We start from the raw sequence: 20,621 nt of genomic DNA, 5'->3' as shown, positions 1-20,621 counted from the left end.
TTCCCGTTCCCCCCCCTGCTGGGGTGGCCGGTCTCCGTGTTGTCCTTTTTGTTACCGCGCTTTCTGTGGGCCCCCCCCCCCCCCCCCCCGCCCCCCCCCCCCCCCCCCCCCCCCCGGGAAGGTTGCCCAGGGTGTGGCCGGAGTCAACGTATGAAATCTAAATCACGCATACCTTGACGCATCTTACGGTGCGTGTGACGGTGGAGCACGAGCCAGCGCCCGCCGCCCGGCCGGCGGAGAGCCGGTTTGACCAGGTCAGATGCGTCGAGACGAGGTGCGGGATGAGTCATACCGGGAGCTCCGGCGGTCAGCCGGGTCCGCAGCGGACCACCGACGGGGCCACCGCGCTCAGTGAGCCGACCCGGGCGTACGCCGAACTGGTCGCCGGCAACCGGCGCTTCGTCGATGGTGCCCCACGCCACCCCAACCAGGATGCCGGGCACCGGGCCGCGGTGGCCGACGGGCAACACCCGTTCGCGGTGATCGTCGGCTGCTCCGACTCGCGGCTGGCTGCCGAGATCATCTTCGACCGGGGCCTGGGCGACCTGTTCGTGGTTCGCACCGCCGGGCACACCGCCGGCCCCGAGGTGCTCGGCAGCGTCGAGTACGCGGTGACAGTGCTCGGCACCCCGCTGGTGGTGGTGCTCGGTCACGACTCCTGCGGTGCGGTGCAGGCCGCCCGGGAGTCCGCCGCGACCGGCACCGCGCCGAGTGGCCATCTGCGCGCCGTGGTCGACGCCGTGCTGCCCAGCCTGCGCCGGGCCGCGGACGAGGGCGTGGACGACATCGACGGCATCGTCGACATCCACATCGCACAGACCGTCGAGACGCTGCTCGGGCAGTCGCCCGTGCTGGCCGACGAGGTGGCGCGGGGGCGGTGCGCGGTGGTGGGCGTGTCCTACCGGCTGGCAGCCGGAGCGGTACGCCAGGTGGCCGCCGTGCCGGCCGGCTTCGCGACCCCGGCCGAATCGACCGACCCGGCCGCGCCTGCCACCGTCTGACGCGACGAGGGCCGCTCCGCGTCACGCGGAACGGCCCTCGACGGGGATCGGGCGGGTCAGAGCAGCGACATGTGAACGTGGTCGGTGTGGTTCGACGGCCCGCTGTACGAACTCCAGCCGGTGGCCGGGAACCAGATCTGCCGGTTCCAGATCACGTAGTAGATGCCGAGCCGGTCGGCGTTTCGGATGAGGAACGCGGCGACGTTGTTGCCGTACGTCCGGGTGTCGTTGTTGTGCCACGGGGAGAACCCGCTCTTCTGTAGCGACCAGTCGCAGGCGCGGCCCTTCGGGTGCTCCCACGGCCCGCCGGGGCGGTAGCAGCCGACGAACCGGTTGAAGCCGGCCGCCTTGACCTCCTTGTACGCGTGCAGCGTGCGCGGCGTGACGCAGCCGGACGTGGTGGGGTCTTTCTCGCTGCACGACTGGGGCTTCCAGTCACCGTCGGCCGTGCGACCCGGGCCGATCTTCGCGACCTTGGAGGTGGCATCCACCAGGCCGCCGGTGAAACCCTTGCCGCCGACGAGGGAGAGCGCCTTGTCGGCCTCGCTCTTGCGCTTCGCCATCAGGGCGGTCTGCTTCTGCTGCTCGCGTACCTCGGTGTCGAGGGCCAGCTTGGCCTGCTCGGCGCGGGCCTTCACCTCGTTGACCTCGGAGAGCTTCTTCTCGTTGACCATGTTGATCTCGTCGAGCAGCCCGGCGCGCTGGACGAACGAGTCGGGCGCGTCGCTCTCCAGCAGCATCGCGACCGCGCCGATCCGGCCGGTCCGGTACGCCTGGGCGGCGATCTGCCCGACCTGCGGGGCCAACGCGTCCAGTTCGGCCTTGGCGCGGTTGACCTCCGCCGCCAACTCGCTCTGCCGCTTCTTGGACTTGTCCAGCTTGGACTTCGCGGCGGAATAGTCACGGTTGGCCTGCTCGATGACGTCGTTGAGCAGCTTGGGCTCGCCGTCCTCCTCGTGCCCGGACGGTGTGGGGTTCGTCGGGGCGGCGTGCGCCGGGAACGGCCCGGCGAACACGGTCAGTGCGGCGATCACGGCCACCACGGGTGTCAACCAGCGGCGTAGGGGTGCCGTCACAATGTTCCCTTCCGTCGACCGCCGACCGGGTTAGCTGACGGGTTCGGGGCGGAAGTGGCCCCTACCGCTGACGCGGATTCACCCCAGGTACCTGGGTCCCCGGCTCGCCGGTTGGCGATTGGGCGGTGGCACCGCAGGCGCCGCTTCGCGCCTTCATCGGTAACCGGCAGCGAGGTTACCCGAGAGTCGACCGGCTGAGCTATGCCTGGATGCCGACCAAAAGCGTCATTTCGCCATAGCGTTGAGTGACCAGTGACGCGGTTCTCAGGGTGGATGCCCGATCTGGTCACGCTGAGGAGTGTCACCATGCCGTATCCGTGCTCCTGTTCGACTCCGGCCACCGGTCGGTGGCCTCGGATGGGGGTGCGGTCCGCGTCCGGTCCGGCTCGTCGGAGCCGGCCGTTCGCGGTGAGCTGAGTGCGGCCAGTGCCTCGCTGCGGTCCGGCTGGGGCCGGGGCGCGGGAGCGTCGGAGGGAGCCGTGGCATCGGTACCCCCGGCCGCGGTCACCACAGCGGCCAGCCCGGTGGTCAGCGGCACGGCGGCGATCAGGCCGAGGGTGGCGACCGCGCTGCGGACGATCTCCTGCGCGAGGAACTCACTCGTGAGGATCTGCCCGATCGGCCGCGAGTCGGCGGTGAGCAGGAGCAGCAGGGGCAGTGACGCGCCCGCGTACGCCAGCACGATGGTGTTGACAGTGGAGGCGATGTGCGCGCGGCCGACCCGGGTGGCGGCACGGTACAGCTGCAACCGGGTCAGCCCGGGGTTGGCGTTCGCCAGTTCGGTGACGGTGGCCGCCTGGGTGACCGTCACGTCGTCGAGCACCCCGAGCGAACCGATGATGATGCCGGCGAGCAGCAGACCGTGCAGGTCCACGTCGCCCTGGAACATCGACAGGGTGGTGGCGTCCTCGCTGCCGAAGCCGGTGAGGTGGGTCGCGGCCGTGGCGATCGTGGCGAGCACGCCGGTCAGCACCAGGCTGCCCAGGGTGCCGAGCACCGCGACCGACGTCTGTGCGGTGACCCCGTGGGTCAGATAGAGCACCACGAACATGATCAGGGCCGCGCCGACCACCGCCACCAGCAGCGGTGACCTGCCCGCGCTGATGCCCGGCAGCACGAAGGTGAGCAGGATGGCGAAGCTGGCGGCCAGCCCGGCGAGCGCTGCCAGACCCCGCCACCGACCGAACGCGACGATCGCGGCCGCGAAGACCACCGCCAGCCACACCATCGGGGTGCCGCGTTGATGCTCGGCGATGTTCCAGTTGCTGACGGTGGGATCGATCGGATCGGCCAGTTCGACCAGGACGACCTCGTCGCCGACCTCGACCCGGGGTGCGCCGGGCCCGTCGGGCACCGGAGTCCGTACCTGCTGGCCGGCGGTCGGCCCATCGTCCACCCGCACGTCGACGGTGCCGCACCGCCCATCGCCGACCCTCGGTGTGCCCTCGGGGACCGACGGCGCCGGCGGGCACGGCTCGCTCACCACCCGGGTGACAGTGCCGGGGTAGCGCGGCACGTCTGCACCACCATCGGTCTGCGGCGACCCGCCGCGCGGCCAGAGCAGCACCGCGGCCAGCACGGTGGCGACGAAGAGGGGTACCACAGTCACGACGAGGATCCGTCGCACCCGAGGCGGGGCGGACGGAGCGGGGTGAGTGTGGTCGGCGGCCAAGGTGAGACTCCCAACGATCCGGTGCGGAATACGGGTCAGCGGGCCGGGCGGTTCACCGTTGCGGTGGAAACGCGGCGGACGGCGGGGCGGATCGCTGCCTGACGACCGCTTGATCACGGACGGTCAGTGCTCGGCCCGGTCGGCCGGGGGCACCGCCACGACGTGGCGGCGCCGGTGCCCGACTGTGCAGCGGCATTCGGAGGGCCATCGTGGGAGATGCTAGCCAGCCCCTCCGGGGGTTGCAGGTCGTGGCGGAGTGTCGGGCGGCCGAACCGCTCGCGCGGCGGTCTCCGGGGCGGCATGTTGGAGCCATGCCCGCTCCGTCACCGCCCCACCCCGACCGACCGCGACGCGCCGAACCCGTGCCGCACGACAAGCATTCCGGGCACGACAAGCACGCCGGACACGATCCGGCGATGTTCCGCCGCCGGTTCTGGGTCTGCCTGGTGTTGACCGTCCCGGTGGTGCTGACGAGTCATCTCGTGTCGGGCCGGCTGGGCCTGACCGGGGACGTCGTCCCCGGTCGGGGCTGGGTGGGCCCGGTGCTCGGCTCGGTGGTGTTCTGGTGGGGCGGTTGGCCGTTCCTGGTCGGTGCGGTCCGGGAGGTCCGGGACCGGGTGCCCGGGATGATGCTGCTGGTCGCGATGGCGATCACCGTCGCGTACGCCGCGTCCCTGGCGACCAGCGTCGGCGTCTTCGACCTGGACTTCTGGTGGGAGTTGGCCGCGCTGGTCACCATCATGCTGCTCGGGCACTGGCAGGAGATGAAAGCCATCGGACAGGCCCGGGGAGCGCTGGCGGCGCTGGCCGCGCTGTTGCCGGACGAGGCCGAACGGGTGGCGGCGGACGGGCGGGTCGAGGCCGTGCCGGTGACCGGTCTGCGGATCGGCGACGTGGTGCTGGTCCGGCCGGGCGGTCGGGTGCCGGCGGACGGCCGTGTCGTCGAGGGCGGCACCGAGCTGGACGAGTCGATGATCACCGGGGAGTCGCGGCCGGTCGCCCGGTCGACTGGCGACCGGGTGGTGGCCGGCACCGTCGCCACCGACTCGGCGATCCGGGTGCGCGTCGAGGCGTTGGGTGAGCAGACCGCCCTCGCCGGCATCCAGCGGATGGTCGCGCAGGCCCAGGCTTCCGGTGGACGGGCCCAACTGTTGGCCGACCGGTTCGCCGCCGCGCTGTTCTACCTGGCCACCGGCACCGCCGTGCTGACCGTGCTGGTCTGGACCGCGCTCGGTCAGCCCGACGAGGCGGTGGTCCGTGCGGTCACCGTCCTGGTGATCGCCTGCCCGCACGCGCTGGGTCTCGCCATCCCGCTGGTCGTCGCGCTCTCCACCGCGCTCGCCGCACGGTCCGGGATTCTGGTCAAGGACCGGTTGGCCCTGGAGCGGATGCGGACCGTCGGCGCGGTGCTCTTCGACAAGACCGGCACGCTGACCCGGGGCGAGCACGGGGTGACCGACCTGGCGACGGCGTCCGGCGTCGAGCGGAGCGAGGTGCTGCGGATCGCGGCCGGCGTCGAGTCGGAGAGCGAACATCCGTTGGCCCGGGCGATAGTGGCGGCGGCCGGCCGTGGCGGCCCGGCCCGGGCAGCCGGGTTCCGGTCGCTGCCGGGCCGCGGTGTGAAGGCGACAATCGACGGTACGGAGTACGCGGTGGGCGGGCCGGCGCTGCTGCGCGAGCTGGGCCTTTCGCTCCCGGCGGAGCTGGAGGCCGCGACCGGGCGGTGGTCGGCGCGGGGTGCCGCGGTGTTGCACCTGGTGCGGCTGCCCGACGCCGTGCTCGGTGCGTTCGCGTTGACCGACGAGGTGCGTCCGGAGGCCCGGCGCGCTGTCGCCGAGTTGCGTGCCGAGGGTGTCCGAAACATCGCCATGATCACCGGTGACGCCCGGCCGGTGGCCGAGGCGGTCGCCGCCGACCTCGGCTTCCGGCCCGGCGTCGACGAGGTCTTCGCCGAGGTGCTGCCGTCGGAGAAGGACGATCGGGTGGCCGAGCTCCAGCGGCGGGGGTTGGTGGTGGCGATGGTCGGTGACGGGGTGAACGACGCGCCGGCACTGGCCCGGGCGGACGTGGGCATCGCGATCGGCGCGGGCACCGATGTGGCCATCGAGTCCGCCGGGGTGGTGCTGGCATCCTCGGACCCGCGCGGGGTGGGGGCCGTGGTCCGGCTGTCCCGGGCGTCGTACCGGAAGATGCGACAGAACCTGGCCTGGGCGGCCGGCTACAACGTGGTGGCGCTGCCGCTGGCCGCCGGGGTGCTGGCCTGGGCGGGCGTGGCGTTGAGCCCGGCGGTGGCCGCGGTGCTGATGTCGGCGTCGACGATCGTGGTGGCGCTCAACGCTCAGTTGCTGCGCCGGGTCCGTCTCGATCCCGCGCCGGACTGAGCGCGGTCAGCCGCGCTTCATGAGCCGGCCGACCGCCGCCATCATCTCGGTGGCCATCTCGTCGGCCCGACCCTCGGCGGCGCCCTCGTGCATGCAGTGCCGGGCGTGCCCGTCGAGCAGCCCGAGGGCCACCTTGTCGAGGGCGGCCTGGATGGCGGAGATCTGGGTGAGCACGTCGATGCAGTAGCGGTCGTCGTCGACCATCTTCTCGATGCCCCGGACCTGCCCCTCGACGCGGCGGAGCCGCGCGAGCAGCTGGTCCTTGCTGGCGGTGTATCCGCGGATCGGGGTGGGTGCGGTCATACCGACCAGGATAGCGTACCCCCAGGGGGTATGGTACGGTCGGTTCTGTTGAGATACCCCCACCGGGTACCGGTACCACGAAGGAGACGATCCAATGGTCGACACGACGTACCAGGTGCAGGGCATGACCTGCGGGCACTGCGTCAGCGCGGTGAGCGCCGAGGTCGGCGCCATCGCGGGTGTGCGTGACGTCCAGGTCGACCTCGCCGCCGGCCGGGTCACCGTCAGCAGCGACCAGCCGCTGGACACCGCCGCCGTCCGGGCCGCCGTCGACGAGGCCGGTTACGACCTCGTCGACGCGTGATCGGCGGGCCGGCGTGCGTACCGTGACGAAACTGGCCGGGTTCGCCGTCGGCCTGGCGGCGGTGTTCGGCGCCGCCTACGGGATCGGCCGGGTCGTCGACCCCGCCCCGGTCGCCGAGAGCCGGCACGACGATGCCGCCACCACCCCGACGGCGGACGAGCGGGGCGGGACGGGCGATCGGCTGCCCGGCGGGTTGCTCGTCTCCGAACGTGGCTACACCCTCGAACCGGTCGACGCCCCGGCCGACGAGTTCGCCTTCCGGATCGCCGGCCCGGACGGCCGCCCGGTCACCCGGTACGACGTGGCGCACGACAAGCAGATGCACCTGATCGTCGCCCGTCGGGACCTCTCCGGCTTCCGCCACGTCCACCCCGAGCTGGCCGCGGACGGCACCTGGCGGGTCGACACCCCGCTGGCCGGCCCCGGGCAGTGGCGGGCGTTCGCGGATTTCACCCCGACCGGGGGTGAGCCGTTGACCCTGGGCGTGGACGTGACAGTCCCCGGCGAGCTGACCGAACGGCCGTTGCCCGCCCCGACGGCCAGCACCACGGTCGACGGCTACACGGTCACCCTGACCGGTGCGCCGCAGCCCGGTCGGACGTCGTCGCTGACCCTGACCGTCAGCCGGGACGGGCAGCCGGTCACCGACCTGGAGCCCTACCTGGGCGCGTACGGGCACCTGGTGGCACTGCGTCAGGGTGATCTGGCCTACCTGCACGTGCACCCGGACGGGGCACCCGGCGACGGGCGCACCCGGCCCGGTCCGGCCGTCACCTTCCTCGCCGAGGTGCCCTCGGTCGGCAGCTACCGGCTCTACCTCGACTTCCAACACGGCGGGAGGGTGCACACCGCCGAGTTCACAGTGGTCGCCGGCGCCGCCCCGACCGGAGACGCCCCGAAACCGAGCGGGCCCGCACCGACCGGCGGGGCCGACCACGGCACCCCCGGGCACGGACACGACTGACGGGACCAGACGATGACCACCACCAGCAGACCGCTGCCCGAGGCGCCGAACCGGATCGAACTGGCGATCGGCGGGATGACCTGCGCCGCGTGCGCCGCCCGCATCGAGAAGAAGCTCAACCGGATGGACGGGGTGAGCGCCACCGTCAACTACGCCACCGAGAAGGCGACAGTCCGGTACGCCGACGGCGTCACGCCGGACGACCTGATCGGGACCGTGCAGAAGACCGGTTACACCGCGGCGCTGCCAGCCCCGCCCAGCGCGGAACCCCCGGTGGACCCGTTGCGGGGGCCGCGTACCCGGCTCTGGGTGTCGGTGGCCCTGAGCGTGCCGGTGGTCCTGCTGGCCATGGTCCCGGCCTGGCAGTTCGACTACTGGCAGTGGCTGTCGCTGACCCTGGCCGCCCCGGTGGTGGTCTGGGGCGGGCTGCCGTTCCACCGGGCCGCCTGGACCAACCTGCGGCACGGCGCGGCCTCAATGGACACGCTGGTGTCGCTCGGCACGTTGGCCGCGTTCGGCTGGTCGATCTGGGCGCTCTTCCTCGGTGACGCGGGGATGCCCGGGATGACGCACCCGTTCCGCTTCGACATCACCCGGAGCGACGGCGCCGGCAACATCTACCTGGAGGCGGCCGCCGGGGTCACCGTGTTCATCCTGGCCGGTCGCTACTTCGAGGCCCGGTCCAAGCGAACTGCCGGCGCCGCCCTACGCGCCCTGCTCGATCTCGGCGCCAAGGACGTGACGGTGCTGCGTGACGGCGTGGAGACCCTGATCCCGGTGGACCGGCTCGCCGTCGGTGACCGGTTCGTGGTCCGCCCCGGGGAGAAGATCGCCACTGACGGTGTGGTCGACGAGGGCACCTCCGCTGTCGACGCCAGCATGCTCACCGGTGAGTCGGTGCCGGTCGAGGTCGGCCCGGGTGACGGCGTGGTCGGCGCAACGATCAACGCGGGCGGGCGGTTGATCGTCACCGCCACCCGGGTCGGCGCGGACACCCAGCTCGCCCGGATGGCCGACCTGGTGGAGCAGGCGCAGAGCGGCAAGGCGGCGGTGCAGCGGCTGGCGGACCGGATCTCCGGCGTCTTCGTGCCGATCGTCATCACCCTCGCCGTCGGCACGCTCGGCTGGTGGCTCGGCACCGGGGCCGGCCCGACCGCCGCGTTCACCGCCGCCGTGGCCGTGCTGATCATCGCTTGTCCGTGTGCGCTCGGCCTGGCCACCCCGACCGCGCTGCTGGTCGGCACCGGTCGGGGCGCCCAGCTCGGCGTGCTGATCAAGGGCCCGGAGGTGCTGGAGTCGACCCGTCGGGTGGACACCGTGGTGCTCGACAAGACCGGCACCGTGACGACCGGCCGGATGACACTGGTGGACGTGGTGCCGGCGAGCGGCGTGGACCGGGCCGAGCTGCTCCGGCTCGCCGGGGCGGTGGAGGCGGCCTCCGAGCACCCGATCGCCCGTGCGGTAGCGGCGGCTGCCACCGAGGCGGGCGCGTTGCCCCCGGTGAGTGCCTTCGGCAACCTCGAAGGGCTGGGGGTGAGCGGCACCGTCGACGGGCGGGCCGTGCTGGTCGGCCGGGTCCGGCTGCTGCGCGAGCGTGAGATCGACGTACCCCCGGAGGTCGAGTGGGCGGTGCGCGACGCCGAGGCCGCCGGCCGTACGCCGATCGTCGCCGGCTGGGACGGCCGGGCCCGGGGCGTGCTCACTGTCGCCGACGTGGTCCGGCCGACCAGCCGGGCGGCGGTGGCTCGGCTGCGCGGGCTGGGGCTGACTCCGGTCCTGCTGACCGGGGACAACGCCACTGTGGCTCGCGCGGTCGCCGCCGAGGTGGGCGTCGACGAGGTGATCGCCGAGGTGCTGCCGGCCGGAAAGGTCGACGTGATCAAGCGGCTCCAGGCCGAGGGGCGGTCGGTGGCGATGGTCGGTGACGGGGTCAACGACGCCCCGGCGCTGGCCCAGGCCGACCTGGGGCTGGCCATGGGCACCGGCGCCGACGTGGCGATCGAGGCGGCCGACCTCACCCTCGTCCGCGGCGACCTGGACGCCGCGGTGGACGCCATCCGGTTGTCCCGCCGCACGCTCGGCGCCATCCGGGGCAACCTGTTCTGGGCGTTCGGCTACAACGTGGCGGCCCTGCCGTTGGCCGCCGCCGGGCTGCTCAACCCGATGATCGCCGGTGCCACGATGGCGCTGTCCTCGGTCTTCGTGGTGGCCAACAGCCTGCGCCTGCGTCGCTTCCGGTCGGCCACTGCCGATCTGTGACGACGGTAATGGTTGGACCGGCGACGGCGGGGGTACCTCTGTTGTCGTAGCGACGCTTGCAATGGAGGTTGGCAATGGGATTCGACGACAAGATCAACAACGCCACCGAGGACGCGACCGGCAAGCTGAAGGAAGGCGCCGGTCGGGCCACCGACAATGAGCAGCTGGAGGCGGAGGGTCGCGCTGACCAGTCCACCGCCAAGCTCAAGCAGGCGGGCGAGAAGATCAAGGACGCCTTCAAGAGCTGACGTACGACGTAACCCGCACGCCGGGCCGGTGATCATCACCGGCCCGGCGTGCTGTGTGTCAGGCCTCTTTCGCCGACCCTGAGATCCCCCTGATTCCGCTTTCCGTCCGCACCGCAGTTCGCCGACACCTGCTAACTTTCCTTGGCATGTGCAAGGGCTGGTTATGAGCACCGCCTCACCGCCGACCGGCGACGACCTGGTCCGGGTGCTGGCCACCCTGGCCAACCCGCACCGGCTGCGGGTCGTCGCCGCGCTGGCCCGCGAGCGTGCGTACGTCAGCGGGCTGGCCCGGCAACTGGGCATCAGTCGAGCGCTGTTGCAGGTCCACCTACGGAAGCTGGCGGCGGCCGGGCTGGTCACCGCCCGCCTGGAGTTGTCGGAGGACGGGAAGGCCATGAACTACTACGAGGTGGAGCCGTTCGTGCTCACACTCACCCCCGCGGTCATCGCGGCGGCGGTCGAGACGCTGACAGTGCCCGACTCGGGCGAGCAGCCGGGAGCGCAGCGATGAGCGAACACGACTGGACCGAGGTGGTCGGCGCAATCGGCATCTTCGCCTTCCTGATCAGCGTGGTCACGGTGACCGTCGTGCAACTCGCCAAGACCCGTCGGGCCCGGTACGAGGCGGACCGGGCGGACGACTACCGCCAACTCGCCGAGACGGCCGCTCAGGCCCAGGCGGAGAACGCCCGACTGCTCGCGGCGATGGACGGCCGGCTGGGCGGGATGGAGACCCGGATGACCACGCTCGAACGCGTCCTGCGCGAGGTCGACTGACCCGGCGGACGAGAGAGGCCCCGGGCCGTCGAGCGGCTACTCGACGGCCCGGGTGGAAGCAGCATCACCTCGCCCAGTGGGCGAGTTTCACCGGCAACGCTCCTTCGAGGAGAGGACAGCACCTCATGCTGCGCTCACGCAAATCCGCAGTCGGCTGGGCCGTCGCCCTGGCCCTGACTGCCGCCGGCCTGACCCCGGCGAGCCCGGCCGCCGCCCGACCACAGCCCGCCCCGACGATCGACTGGCGGCCCTGCGCCACTGACACCAACGCCACGGACACCAGCGCCGAGTGCGGCACCCTGTCACTGCCGGTGGACTGGAACCGACCCGGGGGTGAGCGCTTCGACCTGTCGCTGGCCCGCCGGCTCGCCGACCCGGCCACCCGGAAAGGCGCGCTGGTCTTCGGCCCCGGCGGGCCGGGCGACAGCGGGGTCGACCGGGTGGTGAACGGCAGCTCCCGATTCAGCGCCGACCTGCGTGCCCGGTTCGACATCGTCAGCTTCGACCCACGCGGCACCGGCGGCAGCCACCCGGTGGTCTGCGCCCGGGACCTGCTCGCCCGGCAACCGCAACTGATCGCCGACCAGGCGCAGTTCGACGCCACACTGGCCAACAACGCGCTGTTGCGCGCCGACTGCAGGGCCCGCACCGGGGCGCTCTACGACCACGTCGACACCACCAGCGCCGCCCGCGACCTGGACGCGGTCCGCGCCGCGCTCGGCGAACGACAGTTGACCTTCCACGGCAGCTCGTACGGCACCCTGCTCGGGCAGCGGTACGCCGAGCTGTACCCCGACCGGGTCCGGGCCATGGTGCTGGAGGCCACGATGGACCACAGCCTCGGCACCCGCGCCTTCCTGGACAGCCAGGCCGCCACAGCGGAGGGCGCGTTCGACGAGTTCGCCGCCTGGTGTGAACGGTCCACGGCCTGTGCCCTGCACGGCCGGGACCTCCGGTCGATCTGGGCCGGGCTGCAGGTGCGGGCCGAGCGCGGCCTGCTGACCGACCCGAAGCGGCCCGGGGTGGTGCTGACCCCGTTCGAATTGAGCCGGCTCACCCACAAGGAGTTCTACGACACCTGGCGGTGGCCGGGCCTGGCCGAGTGGCTGGGCAGGATGGATGCCGCCACCGCCATGCGAAGCGCCGGCCCACCGACCGGCGACGCCGTGGCTCCGTACCCCTTCGCGGTCTTCTGTCAGGACTGGAGCCTGCCGGTGAGCGACTACCGCGAGTACGTCGGACATCTGCGCCGGGCGGCCCGGCTCGCCCCGGACCTGCGCTACCCGCCGGCGCTGTTCGCCCTCGTCACCTGCCTGGGCACCCCGACGCCGGTGGCCAACCCGCAGCATCGGCTACGGGTCCACACCGACGTTCCGCTGCTGCTCGCCGCCACAGTGCACGACCCGGCCACCGGCTACGACTGGGCGCGCAACGTGGCGCGACAGTTGGGCCGGCACGGCGCGGTGCTCACCTACCAGGGGTGGGGGCACGGCAGCTACAGCAGTAGCCCGTGCGTGCAACGAGCCGTCGACTCGTACCTGACCGATCAGGTGGTGCCCGCCCGGGGTGCCAGCTGCCCGGCCATCGAACCCGAGGTGTGACCGCCGCTGCCGGCCGCCGGGCGCCCGGCGGCCGGCAGCGGTGTGCTCAGCGGCGTCGGGTGGCGCGGACGACCACGTCGTACAGCGGGGCCTCCCGGCCCGGCACCGTGCGGCGGCGCTCCTCGGCGGTGACAATTGTTGCCAAAACGGCAAGGCGACGTCGCTCAGCCCTGCCCGGTCAGCCGGGCCGCCCGCACCTCCAGGTAGCGCTGCTCTGGCCGGCTCGTGGTGCCCCGCGCCGCCACCAGGTACGCCTCCCGCGCCGCACCGACCTCCCCGGTCAGCTCCAACAGGTGAGCCCGGACGGCGGCCAGCCGGTGGTGCCCGGCCGTGCGTTCGTCGGCGTCCAACGGCGTGAGCAGGGCGAGCCCCGCCCGGGGCCCGTCGACCATGGCCACCGCCACCGCCTGGTTCAGGGTGACCATCGGGTTCGGCGCGATCCGGGCCAGCAGTCGGTAGAGCGCGACGATCTGCCGCCAGTCGGTCTCCGCCGCCGTCGACGCCTCGGCGTGCACAGCGGCGATGGCCGCCTGGAGCTGGTACGGGCCGGGCGGCGACCAGGTCAGCGCCTCGGTGATCAGCGCTACCCCCTCCGCGATGGCGGCGGCGTCCCACCGGGAACGGTCCTGCTCCGCCAGCGGCACCAACTCCCCGTCCGGCCCCACCCGGGCCGCCCGGTGCGCGTCGGTCAGCAGCATCAGCGCCAGCAGCCCGGTCACCTCGCCGTCGTCGGGCAGCAGCCCGCGCAGGATGCGAGCCAGCCGGATCGCCTCGCCGGTCAGCTCGGCCCGGCGCAGGTCCTGGCCACTGGACGCGGTGTAGCCCTCGTTGAAGATCAGGTAGAGCACCCGCAGCACCGTGCCCAGCCGCTCGCCCCGCTCGGCCGGCCCGGGCATCGTGAACCGCGCCCCGGCAGCCTCGATCCGTTGCTTGGCCCGTCGGATCCGTTGACTCATCGTCGCTTCGGGCACCAGGTGCGCCCGGGCGATCTGGGCGGTGCTGAGACCGCCGACCGCCCGCAGGGTGAGCGCCACCTGCGCCGAGCCGGGCAGCGCCGGGTGGCAGCAGAGGAACAGCAGCGTGAGGGTGTCGTCGTCGGCCGCAATGGTGGGCTCCGCGTCCGCCGCGGGCGCCACCCCGGCGTACGCCGGCTCGCGCCGCGCCACCGCCGCCTCGCGGTCCCGGCGCGCGCTCTCGCTGCGCCACTCGTCGGTGAGCCGGCGGGTGGCAACGGTGAGCAGCCAGGCGCGTGGGTTGTCCGGCACGCCCTGCCCGGGCCACTGCGTCGCGGCGGCGAGCAGCGCCTCCTGGACCGCGTCCTCGCACCTGTCGAACTGTCCGTGCCGACGGACCAGCAGGCCGAGGACCTGCGGCGCGAACGTGCGCAGCAGATCCTCGACCCTCCGGTCCTCGGTCACATCTCCGTCCCGGCCTCGTCCATGATCGGGCGGACCTCCATCGCGCCGCCGTACCGGACGTCCGGCCAGCGGGCCGCGATCTCGGCAGCCCGCTGCGGGGTGTCGCAGTCGACGGCCAGGTAGCCGGCGAACTGCTCCTTGCTCTCCATGAACGGGCCGTCGAGAACCTCGGGGCTGCCGTCCACGAGCCGGACCGTCAACGTCTGCGACGGATTCGCCAACGCCTGGCCGCCGATCAGCTCGCCGGTCTCGGTCAGCTCCTTCATGATCTCGTCGACCTCGCCGAAGAGGGCGGTGCGCTCCTGCTCGCTCAGACTCTCGGTGAAGCCGGGCCGGTTCCAGATCAGCAGCATGTACTTCACGGCGATTGCTCCTCAGGCTCTGGTCGCACCCCGATCGGGGCGCGACTCACCGGAGGGTCGGAGCCGATCCCCCGATCCCTACCGCGTACCGAAGAAGATCGCAGAAACATCCGCCGGGGGCGTTCCCACGCCGGACGGTTCAGCGCGGATCGGGTCGGCCGGGCACCTGTCGGGGCTTCCGGGCGCCGCCGACGTCCAGCGAGGCCCGGTCGGCGGCCGAGGTGCCGGACGACCAGCCCTCGGCGTCGCGCACGCTGAGCCGGTGCCGGGTGACGCCGGGGAAGAGCGTGTCCAACCGCTCCCGGACCGCCTCGCCCCGCGCCGCGAGCACCGGCAACAGCCGTTCCGCCCCGGCCGTCTCCGCCGCCGCCTCGTCCGCCGCGTTGGTCGCCGCCTCGGTGGCCGTGCGCAGCCGCTCGCCGATCCGCAGCGCGAACGCGTTGAGGAAGGACTCGTCCCAGACCTTCGTCCGCCGCCCCGACCCCGACCGGCGCTCGGCGCGGCCACGCAGCATCGCCGCCGTGGCCTGCACCAGCAGCGACGTGTAGAGCAACTCGACCGCCACCAGATCGGCCGGCCAGCCCAGCACTGTGGCGAAGCCCAGATCGTCGGACCAGACCGCCTCGCACCGGTTCGCCGCCGCCACCTCCTGCACCAGCAGCGCCTTCGCTCCCGCGTATGGGGTGTCGGTGCTCAGGCGTACCCCGCCGGGCAGGTCCCCACGCTCGGACCCGGCCGCCAGCAACGCCTCGTCGATGCTGTGCCGGGCGATCAGCTCCTGGGCCTTACCCGTCAGTGCCTCCGCCTCCGCCGGGAAGGTCGTCGACTCGGCCTTCGCCAGCAGCGCCCGCACCCGATCCAGCATCGGCGACCCGCTGCGAGCCGTGCCCGCAGTGCGGGGCAGTGCCGCGCCGCTCGTGCCCGGCGGCGGGCGCAGCACCGCGATCGGCGGCAGGCTCTCCACCAGCGCGAGCGCGTCCACTGCCGATCGGAGCGCGTCGGCCCGGTCCAGCCCCTCCCGACTGGCCCAGCCGGCCACCACGCTGCCGTCGGCACCGCCCTCGGCGGCCACCAGCTCGCGTAACTGGTCGTCCCACCAGGCCGGGACCGGCTCGGCCTGGTCGCGCCGCTGGGCGGCCATCGCCGCACGGACCAGCCGCGCCGCGCGGCCGTCGAGCCGTCGACTGGTGATCCGGTCCACGTCGACCGGCTGCCAACCGCGCGGCCAGAGCCGACCCAGTCCGCGGACCAGGCGACGCAGCAGAGCGGCGTCCACCGCCGTGCTGCCGTCCGCGGCGCCGGTGCCGACCATCAGTTGGTCCAGCTGTCGTTCGGCCTGTCGTACGTCAGTGCCGCGCACCGCCGCGAGCGCGTTGGCGACGAGTTCGTCCGCGTCCGGCACGGGCACCTCCTTCTCGGGATCTGGCTGTCGTTGCCCCTCCAGGCTCCATGATCATGCCGTCAGCGGCCCGGGAGCCACGAAACGGGGATGTGCCCCGGCCCCTTGGGCCTTCCTACGGCTTCAGTAGCGCATGTTTCATGCGGTTAGGGGTATTTGCGGCCTGTTCCGAGTTGACTGCGAGGTGTGTGGTGGTCGAAGCGAGCCTGCCGAGGACCCGGACCGCCGACGTTCGTTCCTCCACCCTCGTCGGCGTCCTGATCGGCATCGCGATCATGGCCGCGGTGGACGAGATCGTCTTTCACCAACTCCTCGCCTGGCACCACTTCTACGACCGCTCCACCCCGTCGGTGGCGCTGCTCTCGGACGGGCTGCTGCACGCCGCCGAGGTGATCGCCCTGGTCGGCGGGTTCTTCTGGTTCGCCGACCTGCGTCGACGGCGTGCCCTGTCGAGCCGGCTCGCCTGGGGTGGCTTCCTGCTCGGCGCCGGAGGATTCCAACTCTTCGACGGGATCGTCGACCACAAGGTGCTGCGGCTGCACCAGATCCGCTACGGCGTACACCTGGTGCCGTACGACGTGGTCTGGAACGTGGCCGGCGCGGTGCTGCTGCTGGCCGGCGTGGCTGTCCTGTGGCGGGCCCGTTCCCGCCGGCCCGACGCCGGCCCCCGATGACGGCGGTCGGGTCGCTGGCGCACGCCGGACACGGTGCGGCCGGGCCGACCTGGTTCCCGCTGTTCCCGGTCGCGTTGTTGGCGGTCGGTTACGTGCTGGCCGCCGCCCGGGACCCTCGGGGTTGGGACCACAGGCGCACCGCCTCCTGGCTGGTCGGCTGCACCCTGCTGGCGGTCGCCGTCGGGCCGCTCGCCCAGCTTCCCGACAACCCGAGCGGGCACATGGCGCAGCACCTGCTGCTCGGCATGCTGGCCCCGCTGGGGCTGGTGCTCGCCGCCCCGGTGACGCTGCTGCTGCGGGTCGCGCCGCCGCCGGTACGCCGAGCGGTCGGCCGGCTGCTGCGCGCCCGCCCGCTGCACCTGCTCGCCCACCCGGCCACCGCCGCGCTGCTGACCACCGGCGGGTTGGCGTTGGTGCTGCTCACCCCGCTGTACGCGGCTGCCGAACGGCAACCAGCCCTGCACCACGCCGTGCACCTGCACTACCTGGCCGCCGGGTACCTCTTCGCCTGGTCGTTGGCCGGGCCGGACCCAGCGCCGCGTCGCCCCGGGCTGGCGGTACGGGTTGGCGCGTTGCTGGCCGCGTCGGCCGGCCACGCCGTGCTGGCCAAGTACCTGTACGCCCAGGCCGAAACCCTCCCGCCCGGCCTCACCGACCGCGACCCGGAAGCGTTCCGCTCGGCCGCCCAACTCATGTACTACGGCGGCGACCTGGCCGAGCTGCTCCTGGCCGCAGCCCTCTTCGCCACCTGGTACCACACCCGCCGCCGACCCCACCCCCACCCCCGCCGGTCGCCGCCGACCCCACCTCCGCCCGTCGCCGTTGACCAAGAGGTTTGCGTCACCGGAAGGCGATTCCCTGACGCAAACCTCTTGATCAACAAGGTGAGGGGGTCGGTCAGGCGCGCTGGGGCCAGTGGCTGAGGATCTCCTCGACGGGTAGGACGTCCTGCTCCGGGTTGGGTGCCGGGGTCGGCCGGTCGGTCGGGGTGCGGTCGAAGCGGGGTGCGGGGGCCGGTTGGATCTCGCCGCCCACCTCGACGAACGTGCCCCGGGCCGCGTTGTGCGGGTGCGCGTGCGCCTCGCCGGGGGCGAGCACCGGCGCGACGCAGGCGTCCAGGCCGGCGAAGACCGCCGTCCACTCGTCCCGGGTGCGCTCGGCGAACCGTTCGGTGAACCGGCGGCGCAGCTCGTCCCAGCCGCTCGGGTCGTACTGGGCGGGCAGGTCCGGGTCGTCGGCGAGGTCGAGGCCGGTGAGCAGTACGGCGTAGAAGGCCGGTTCCATCGCGCCGACCGCCATGAAGCCACCGTCGGCGGTGGCGTACGTGTCGTAGAACGGCGCCCCGCCGTCGAACAGGTTGCCCCCGCGTGGGGCGGCCCACAGGCCGGCGCCGAGCAGCCCGTGCAGGAACGAGGTGAGCAGCGCCGAGCCGTCCACCATCGCCGCGTCGACCACCTGGCCGAAGCCGGAGCGCTCCCGCTCCAGCAGCGCGGCCAGCACCCCGACGGCGAGCAGCATCCCGCCGCCGCCGAAGTCGCCGAGCAGGTTCATCGGCGCGTACGGGCGTTCGCCGGCCCGTCCGAGCGGCTCCAACGCCCCGGCCACCGCGATGTAGTCGATGTCGTGCCCGGCTCGGGCTGCCAGCGGGCCGTCCTGACCCCAGCCGGTCATCCGCGCGTACACCAGTCGGGGGTTGCGGGCCTGGCACACCTCCGGCCCGATGCCGAGCCGTTCGGCCACCCCCGGCCGGTACGCCTCGACCAGCACGTCCGCGCGGTCGGCGAGGCGCAGCAGGTCCGCCACCCCGGCCGGGGACTTGAGGTCCAGCGCGGTGACCTGCCGGCCGCGTTGCAGCGGCCCGCTGGTCGGTGCGGCCAGCCGGCCCGCTCCCGGTGCGCCCGGCCGGTCCACCCGCACCACGTCCGCGCCGAGGTCGGCGAGCACCATGCAGCCGAACGGCGCCGGGGCGAGGCTGGCCAGCTCGACCACGCGTACCCCGGCCAGCGGTCCGCCGCGGGCCGCCATCACGCGACGTCAGCCGGTTCGGCCCGAAGGGCGGCGAGCCGGTCGGCCAGGTCGGCGGGGGGCGTGAACCGGTCGCCGTAGCTGGCGGCCAGCTCGGTGGCACGGGCCGCGAAGCCGGCCGGGCCGCCCGTGTACTGCCGGACGTAGCGGATCACCCCGCCTGTCCATGCCGGGAAGCCGATGCCGAAGATCGAGCCGATGTTGGCGTCGGTCTCGGTGCGCAGCACCCCCTCGTCGAGGCAGCGCAGCGCGTCCAGCGCCTCGGCGAAGAGCATCCGCTCCTGGAGGTCGGTGAACGGCACCGCCCGACCCGCGTCGGCGACCAGGTCGGCGAGCCCGGACCACAGCCGGCCCCGGGCACCCTCGTCGTAGGAGTAGAAGCCGCGTCCCGCAGCGCGCCCCGGCCGGTCGTACGCGTCGACCAGCTCGTCCACCAGGCGGTGCGCCGGCAGCGGGCGGAACTCCTCGCTGGCCGCCTCGAACTGGCGGCGGATCCGTTGGATCAGCGTGAGACTGACCTCGTCGGCCAGCGCCAGCGGCCCGGTCGGGTAGCCGGCCTGGAGGGCGGCCTGCTCCACCGATGCGGCGGGGACACCCTCGGCGACCATGCCGACCGCCTCGTCGATGAACCTGCCGATCACCCGGCTGGTGAAGAAACCCCGGCCGTCGTTGACCACGATCGGGGTCTTGCCGATCCGCCGGCCCAGGTCGAATGCCCGGGCCAGCGCCACGTCCCCGGTCCGCTCGCCCACCACGATCTCCAGCAACGGCATCCGGTCCACCGGCGAGAAGAAGTGCATGCCGATGAAGTCCGCAGGCCGGTCCACGCCGGTGGCCAGGCCGGTGATCGGCAGGGTCGAGGTGTTGGAGGCGAGCAACGCGTCGGGTGCCAGGACGGGTAGCACCTCGGCGAAGACCTGCTGCTTCAGCGCCGGGTCCTCGAAGACCGCCTCGATGACCGCGTCGCAGCCGGCGAGGGCGTCCACCTGGTCGGTCGTGTTGATCCGGTCCAGCACGGCGCGGGCGTCCGCCTCGGTCGTGCGGCCCTTACGTACGGCGCGGGCCAGTAGGCGCTCGGCGTGTTCGCGGGCCCTGCCGGCGGCCTCCGGCGTGACGTCCTTGACCACGACGTCCAGCCCGGCAGTGGCGCAGGCGTACGCGATGCCCGCGCCCATCATGCCGGCCCCGAGCACCGCCACCCGGCGTACCGGTGCGGCGTCCACACCGGTCGGGCGGGCCGCGCCACCGTTGACGGCCTTCAGGTCGAAGAAGAACGCACCGATCATGTTCTTGGCGACCTGCCCGGTGAGCAGCCCGATCAGGTGCCGGGTCTCCACGGTCAGGGCGGTCTCCAGGTCGACCTGTGCGCCCTCGACGGCCGCGGCGAGGATCGCCTCGGGCGCTGGTAGCCGGGCACCCTTGAGCTGCTTGCGCAGCGTCGCCGGGAAGGCGGGCAGTTGTGCGGCCAGCGAGCGGCTGGCCGGGGTGCCGCCGGGCATCCGATAGTCCGGCCGGTCCCACGGTTGCGCCGGGTGCGGGTTCGCCGCGATCCAGGCCCGTGCCCGGTCCAGCAGTTCGGCGGGCGTGGCGACCACCTCGTCGACCAGCCCGACCGACAGCGCCTCGGTCGGGCGCATCCGCCGGCCGGTGAGCAGCACCGTGGTCAGCGCGCCGGCCAGGCCGAGCATCCGCACGGTCCGGGTGACGCCACCCGCCCCGGGCAGCAGGCCCAGCGTCACCTCGGGCAGCCCGAGCCGGCTGCCGGGGGTGTCCAGCGCGATCCGGTGGTGGCAGGCGAGCGCGATCTCCAGCCCACCGCCGAGCGCGGAGCCGTTGACCGCGGCGACCACCGGTCGGCCCAGCGTCTCCAGCCGGCGCAGGTCCCGTTTGATGGCGCCGAGCAGGTCGGCCAGGTCGGGCGCGTCGGCACGGGTCGCCCGGATCATCTCGGGCAGGTCACCGCCGGCGAAGAAGGTCGACTTCGCGCTGGTCACTATGACGCCGACGAGATCGGGCTCGGCCTCCAGCCGGTCCAGCACCGCGCTCATCGAGGCGGCGTACGCCCGGTTCATGGTGTTGGCGGACTGGGTGGGGTCGTCCAGGGTGAGCGTGACGATGCCGTCGGCGCCGCGGTCGTACCGGATGGTGTCAGTCATT

The 20,621-nt window shown here is 73.1% G+C and carries 19 protein-coding genes and 1 riboswitch; of the genes, 11 read left to right on the top strand and 8 right to left on the bottom strand.

Annotated features, from left to right (window positions below):
* Nucleotides 1-281: 281 nt before the first annotated feature.
* Nucleotides 282-1,001, top strand: a complete 720-nt coding sequence (locus tag ACGF3C_RS01665) for a carbonic anhydrase (protein ID WP_357224415.1) — start codon at nucleotides 282-284, stop codon at nucleotides 999-1,001.
* A gap of 56 nt (nucleotides 1,002-1,057) precedes the next feature.
* Here the strand turns inward: ACGF3C_RS01665 and ACGF3C_RS01660 are convergent, their stop codons facing one another.
* Together ACGF3C_RS01660 and ACGF3C_RS01655 are read right to left on the bottom strand one after the other, a co-directional pair.
* Complete coding sequence (locus tag ACGF3C_RS01660) at nucleotides 1,058-2,077, bottom strand: hypothetical protein (protein WP_357224420.1); 1,020 nt, start codon at nucleotides 2,075-2,077, stop codon at nucleotides 1,058-1,060.
* Between the two features lie 4 nt (nucleotides 2,078-2,081).
* Nucleotides 2,082-2,212: riboswitch (cyclic di-AMP (ydaO/yuaA leader) on the bottom strand.
* Between the two features lie 166 nt (nucleotides 2,213-2,378).
* A complete protein-coding gene (locus tag ACGF3C_RS01655) occupies nucleotides 2,379-3,749 on the bottom strand; it encodes a YibE/F family protein (protein WP_393217754.1) in 1,371 nt (456 codons plus the stop codon).
* 311 nt (nucleotides 3,750-4,060) lie between these two features.
* On the opposite strand from ACGF3C_RS01655, the gene ACGF3C_RS01650 reads away from it, so the two are divergent.
* Nucleotides 4,061-6,130 carry a heavy metal translocating P-type ATPase gene (locus ACGF3C_RS01650; protein ID WP_393217752.1) on the top strand — a complete coding sequence of 690 codons (2,070 nt, stop codon included), beginning with the start codon at nucleotides 4,061-4,063 and terminating at the stop codon, nucleotides 6,128-6,130.
* 6 nt (nucleotides 6,131-6,136) lie between these two features.
* Here ACGF3C_RS01650 and ACGF3C_RS01645 read toward each other — a convergent pair whose 3' ends face one another.
* Nucleotides 6,137-6,433 carry a metal-sensitive transcriptional regulator gene (locus ACGF3C_RS01645; RefSeq protein ID WP_030329541.1) on the bottom strand — a complete coding sequence of 99 codons (297 nt, stop codon included), beginning with the start codon at nucleotides 6,431-6,433 and terminating at the stop codon, nucleotides 6,137-6,139.
* A 94-nt stretch (nucleotides 6,434-6,527) separates the two neighbouring features.
* On the opposite strand from ACGF3C_RS01645, the gene ACGF3C_RS01640 reads away from it, so the two are divergent.
* The 7 genes from ACGF3C_RS01640 (at nucleotide 6,528) to ACGF3C_RS01610 (ending at nucleotide 12,586) form a co-directional block, all read left to right on the top strand.
* Nucleotides 6,528-6,737, top strand: coding sequence for a heavy-metal-associated domain-containing protein (locus ACGF3C_RS01640; protein ID WP_393217750.1), 210 nt, complete (start codon nucleotides 6,528-6,530; stop codon nucleotides 6,735-6,737).
* A 13-nt stretch (nucleotides 6,738-6,750) separates the two neighbouring features.
* A complete protein-coding gene (locus ACGF3C_RS01635) occupies nucleotides 6,751-7,701 on the top strand; it encodes a hypothetical protein (RefSeq protein WP_393217748.1) in 951 nt (316 codons plus the stop codon).
* A 12-nt stretch (nucleotides 7,702-7,713) separates the two neighbouring features.
* On the top strand, nucleotides 7,714-9,960 hold the full coding sequence (locus ACGF3C_RS01630; protein ID WP_393217746.1) for a heavy metal translocating P-type ATPase: 2,247 nt from the start codon (nucleotides 7,714-7,716) through the stop codon (nucleotides 9,958-9,960).
* A gap of 74 nt (nucleotides 9,961-10,034) precedes the next feature.
* Nucleotides 10,035-10,208 carry a CsbD family protein gene (locus ACGF3C_RS01625; RefSeq protein WP_036410891.1) on the top strand — a complete coding sequence of 58 codons (174 nt, stop codon included), beginning with the start codon at nucleotides 10,035-10,037 and terminating at the stop codon, nucleotides 10,206-10,208.
* A 163-nt stretch (nucleotides 10,209-10,371) separates the two neighbouring features.
* Nucleotides 10,372-10,719 carry an ArsR family transcriptional regulator gene (locus tag ACGF3C_RS01620; protein WP_285792822.1) on the top strand — a complete coding sequence of 116 codons (348 nt, stop codon included), beginning with the start codon at nucleotides 10,372-10,374 and terminating at the stop codon, nucleotides 10,717-10,719.
* Nucleotides 10,716-10,985: a hypothetical protein gene (locus tag ACGF3C_RS01615; protein WP_112581781.1), complete on the top strand. Its 270-nt coding sequence runs from the start codon at nucleotides 10,716-10,718 to the stop codon at nucleotides 10,983-10,985. The genes ACGF3C_RS01620 and ACGF3C_RS01615 overlap by 4 nt, the downstream gene beginning before the upstream one ends.
* A 125-nt stretch (nucleotides 10,986-11,110) precedes the next feature.
* Entirely contained in the window at nucleotides 11,111-12,586 is a 1,476-nt protein-coding gene (locus tag ACGF3C_RS01610) for an alpha/beta hydrolase (protein WP_393217743.1), read from the top strand.
* Between the two features lie 164 nt (nucleotides 12,587-12,750).
* On the opposite strand, the gene ACGF3C_RS01605 is transcribed toward ACGF3C_RS01610, so the two are convergent.
* The 3 genes from ACGF3C_RS01605 to ACGF3C_RS01595 form a co-directional block, all read right to left on the bottom strand.
* The gene (locus ACGF3C_RS01605) at nucleotides 12,751-14,004 is read right to left on the bottom strand and encodes a sigma-70 family RNA polymerase sigma factor (protein WP_357226192.1); all 1,254 of its coding nucleotides are present in this window, start codon (nucleotides 14,002-14,004) and stop codon (nucleotides 12,751-12,753) included.
* Nucleotides 14,001-14,357 (bottom strand): YciI family protein, encoded by a 357-nt coding sequence (locus ACGF3C_RS01600; protein ID WP_357197465.1) that lies wholly within the window; start codon nucleotides 14,355-14,357, stop codon nucleotides 14,001-14,003. Before ACGF3C_RS01600 ends, ACGF3C_RS01605 begins: the two co-directional genes overlap by 4 nt.
* Nucleotides 14,358-14,505: 148 nt before the next feature.
* The gene (locus ACGF3C_RS01595) at nucleotides 14,506-15,768 is read right to left on the bottom strand and encodes a DUF2786 domain-containing protein (protein WP_393217741.1); all 1,263 of its coding nucleotides are present in this window, start codon (nucleotides 15,766-15,768) and stop codon (nucleotides 14,506-14,508) included.
* 188 nt (nucleotides 15,769-15,956) lie between these two features.
* On the opposite strand from ACGF3C_RS01595, the gene ACGF3C_RS01590 reads away from it, so the two are divergent.
* Together ACGF3C_RS01590 and ACGF3C_RS01585 are read left to right on the top strand one after the other, a co-directional pair.
* Complete coding sequence (locus tag ACGF3C_RS01590) at nucleotides 15,957-16,439, top strand: DUF2243 domain-containing protein (RefSeq protein WP_357197456.1); 483 nt, start codon at nucleotides 15,957-15,959, stop codon at nucleotides 16,437-16,439.
* On the top strand, nucleotides 16,436-17,362 hold the full coding sequence (locus ACGF3C_RS01585) for a cytochrome c oxidase assembly protein (protein WP_357226200.1): 927 nt from the start codon (nucleotides 16,436-16,438) through the stop codon (nucleotides 17,360-17,362). The genes ACGF3C_RS01590 and ACGF3C_RS01585 overlap by 4 nt, the downstream gene beginning before the upstream one ends.
* Here the strand turns inward: ACGF3C_RS01585 and ACGF3C_RS01580 are convergent.
* Both ACGF3C_RS01580 and ACGF3C_RS01575 read right to left on the bottom strand, forming a co-directional pair.
* Complete coding sequence (locus ACGF3C_RS01580; protein WP_393217738.1) at nucleotides 17,337-18,464, bottom strand: CaiB/BaiF CoA transferase family protein; 1,128 nt, start codon at nucleotides 18,462-18,464, stop codon at nucleotides 17,337-17,339. The genes ACGF3C_RS01585 and ACGF3C_RS01580 overlap by 26 nt on opposite strands.
* On the bottom strand, nucleotides 18,464-20,620 hold the full coding sequence (locus ACGF3C_RS01575; protein WP_393217736.1) for a 3-hydroxyacyl-CoA dehydrogenase NAD-binding domain-containing protein: 2,157 nt from the start codon (nucleotides 20,618-20,620) through the stop codon (nucleotides 18,464-18,466). Before ACGF3C_RS01575 ends, ACGF3C_RS01580 begins: the two co-directional genes overlap by 1 nt.
* Nucleotide 20,621: the final 1 nt, after the last annotated feature.

The organism is Micromonospora sp. NPDC047762 (assembly GCF_043204655.1).
In the GTDB taxonomy this organism is placed as follows: domain Bacteria; phylum Actinomycetota; class Actinomycetes; order Mycobacteriales; family Micromonosporaceae; genus Micromonospora.
This window is presented reverse-complemented; position numbering and strand designations above follow the sequence as displayed.

Coding starts and splice junctions, on each gene's coding strand:
- ACGF3C_RS01665 (WP_357224415.1), top strand. CDS start 282: ATGAGTCATACCGGGAGCTCCGGCGGTCAGCCGGGTCCGCAGCGGACC.
- ACGF3C_RS01650 (WP_393217752.1), top strand. CDS start 4,061: ATGCCCGCTCCGTCACCGCCCCACCCCGACCGACCGCGACGCGCCGAA.
- ACGF3C_RS01645 (WP_030329541.1), bottom strand. CDS start 6,433: ATGACCGCACCCACCCCGATCCGCGGATACACCGCCAGCAAGGACCAG.
- ACGF3C_RS01640 (WP_393217750.1), top strand. CDS start 6,528: ATGGTCGACACGACGTACCAGGTGCAGGGCATGACCTGCGGGCACTGC.
- ACGF3C_RS01630 (WP_393217746.1), top strand. CDS start 7,714: ATGACCACCACCAGCAGACCGCTGCCCGAGGCGCCGAACCGGATCGAA.
- ACGF3C_RS01625 (WP_036410891.1), top strand. CDS start 10,035: ATGGGATTCGACGACAAGATCAACAACGCCACCGAGGACGCGACCGGC.
- ACGF3C_RS01620 (WP_285792822.1), top strand. CDS start 10,372: ATGAGCACCGCCTCACCGCCGACCGGCGACGACCTGGTCCGGGTGCTG.
- ACGF3C_RS01615 (WP_112581781.1), top strand. CDS start 10,716: ATGAGCGAACACGACTGGACCGAGGTGGTCGGCGCAATCGGCATCTTC.
- ACGF3C_RS01610 (WP_393217743.1), top strand. CDS start 11,111: ATGCTGCGCTCACGCAAATCCGCAGTCGGCTGGGCCGTCGCCCTGGCC.
- ACGF3C_RS01600 (WP_357197465.1), bottom strand. CDS start 14,357: ATGCTGCTGATCTGGAACCGGCCCGGCTTCACCGAGAGTCTGAGCGAG.
- ACGF3C_RS01585 (WP_357226200.1), top strand. CDS start 16,436: ATGACGGCGGTCGGGTCGCTGGCGCACGCCGGACACGGTGCGGCCGGG.
- ACGF3C_RS01580 (WP_393217738.1), bottom strand. CDS start 18,464: ATGGCGGCCCGCGGCGGACCGCTGGCCGGGGTACGCGTGGTCGAGCTG.
- ACGF3C_RS01575 (WP_393217736.1), bottom strand. CDS start 20,620: ATGACTGACACCATCCGGTACGACCGCGGCGCCGACGGCATCGTCACG.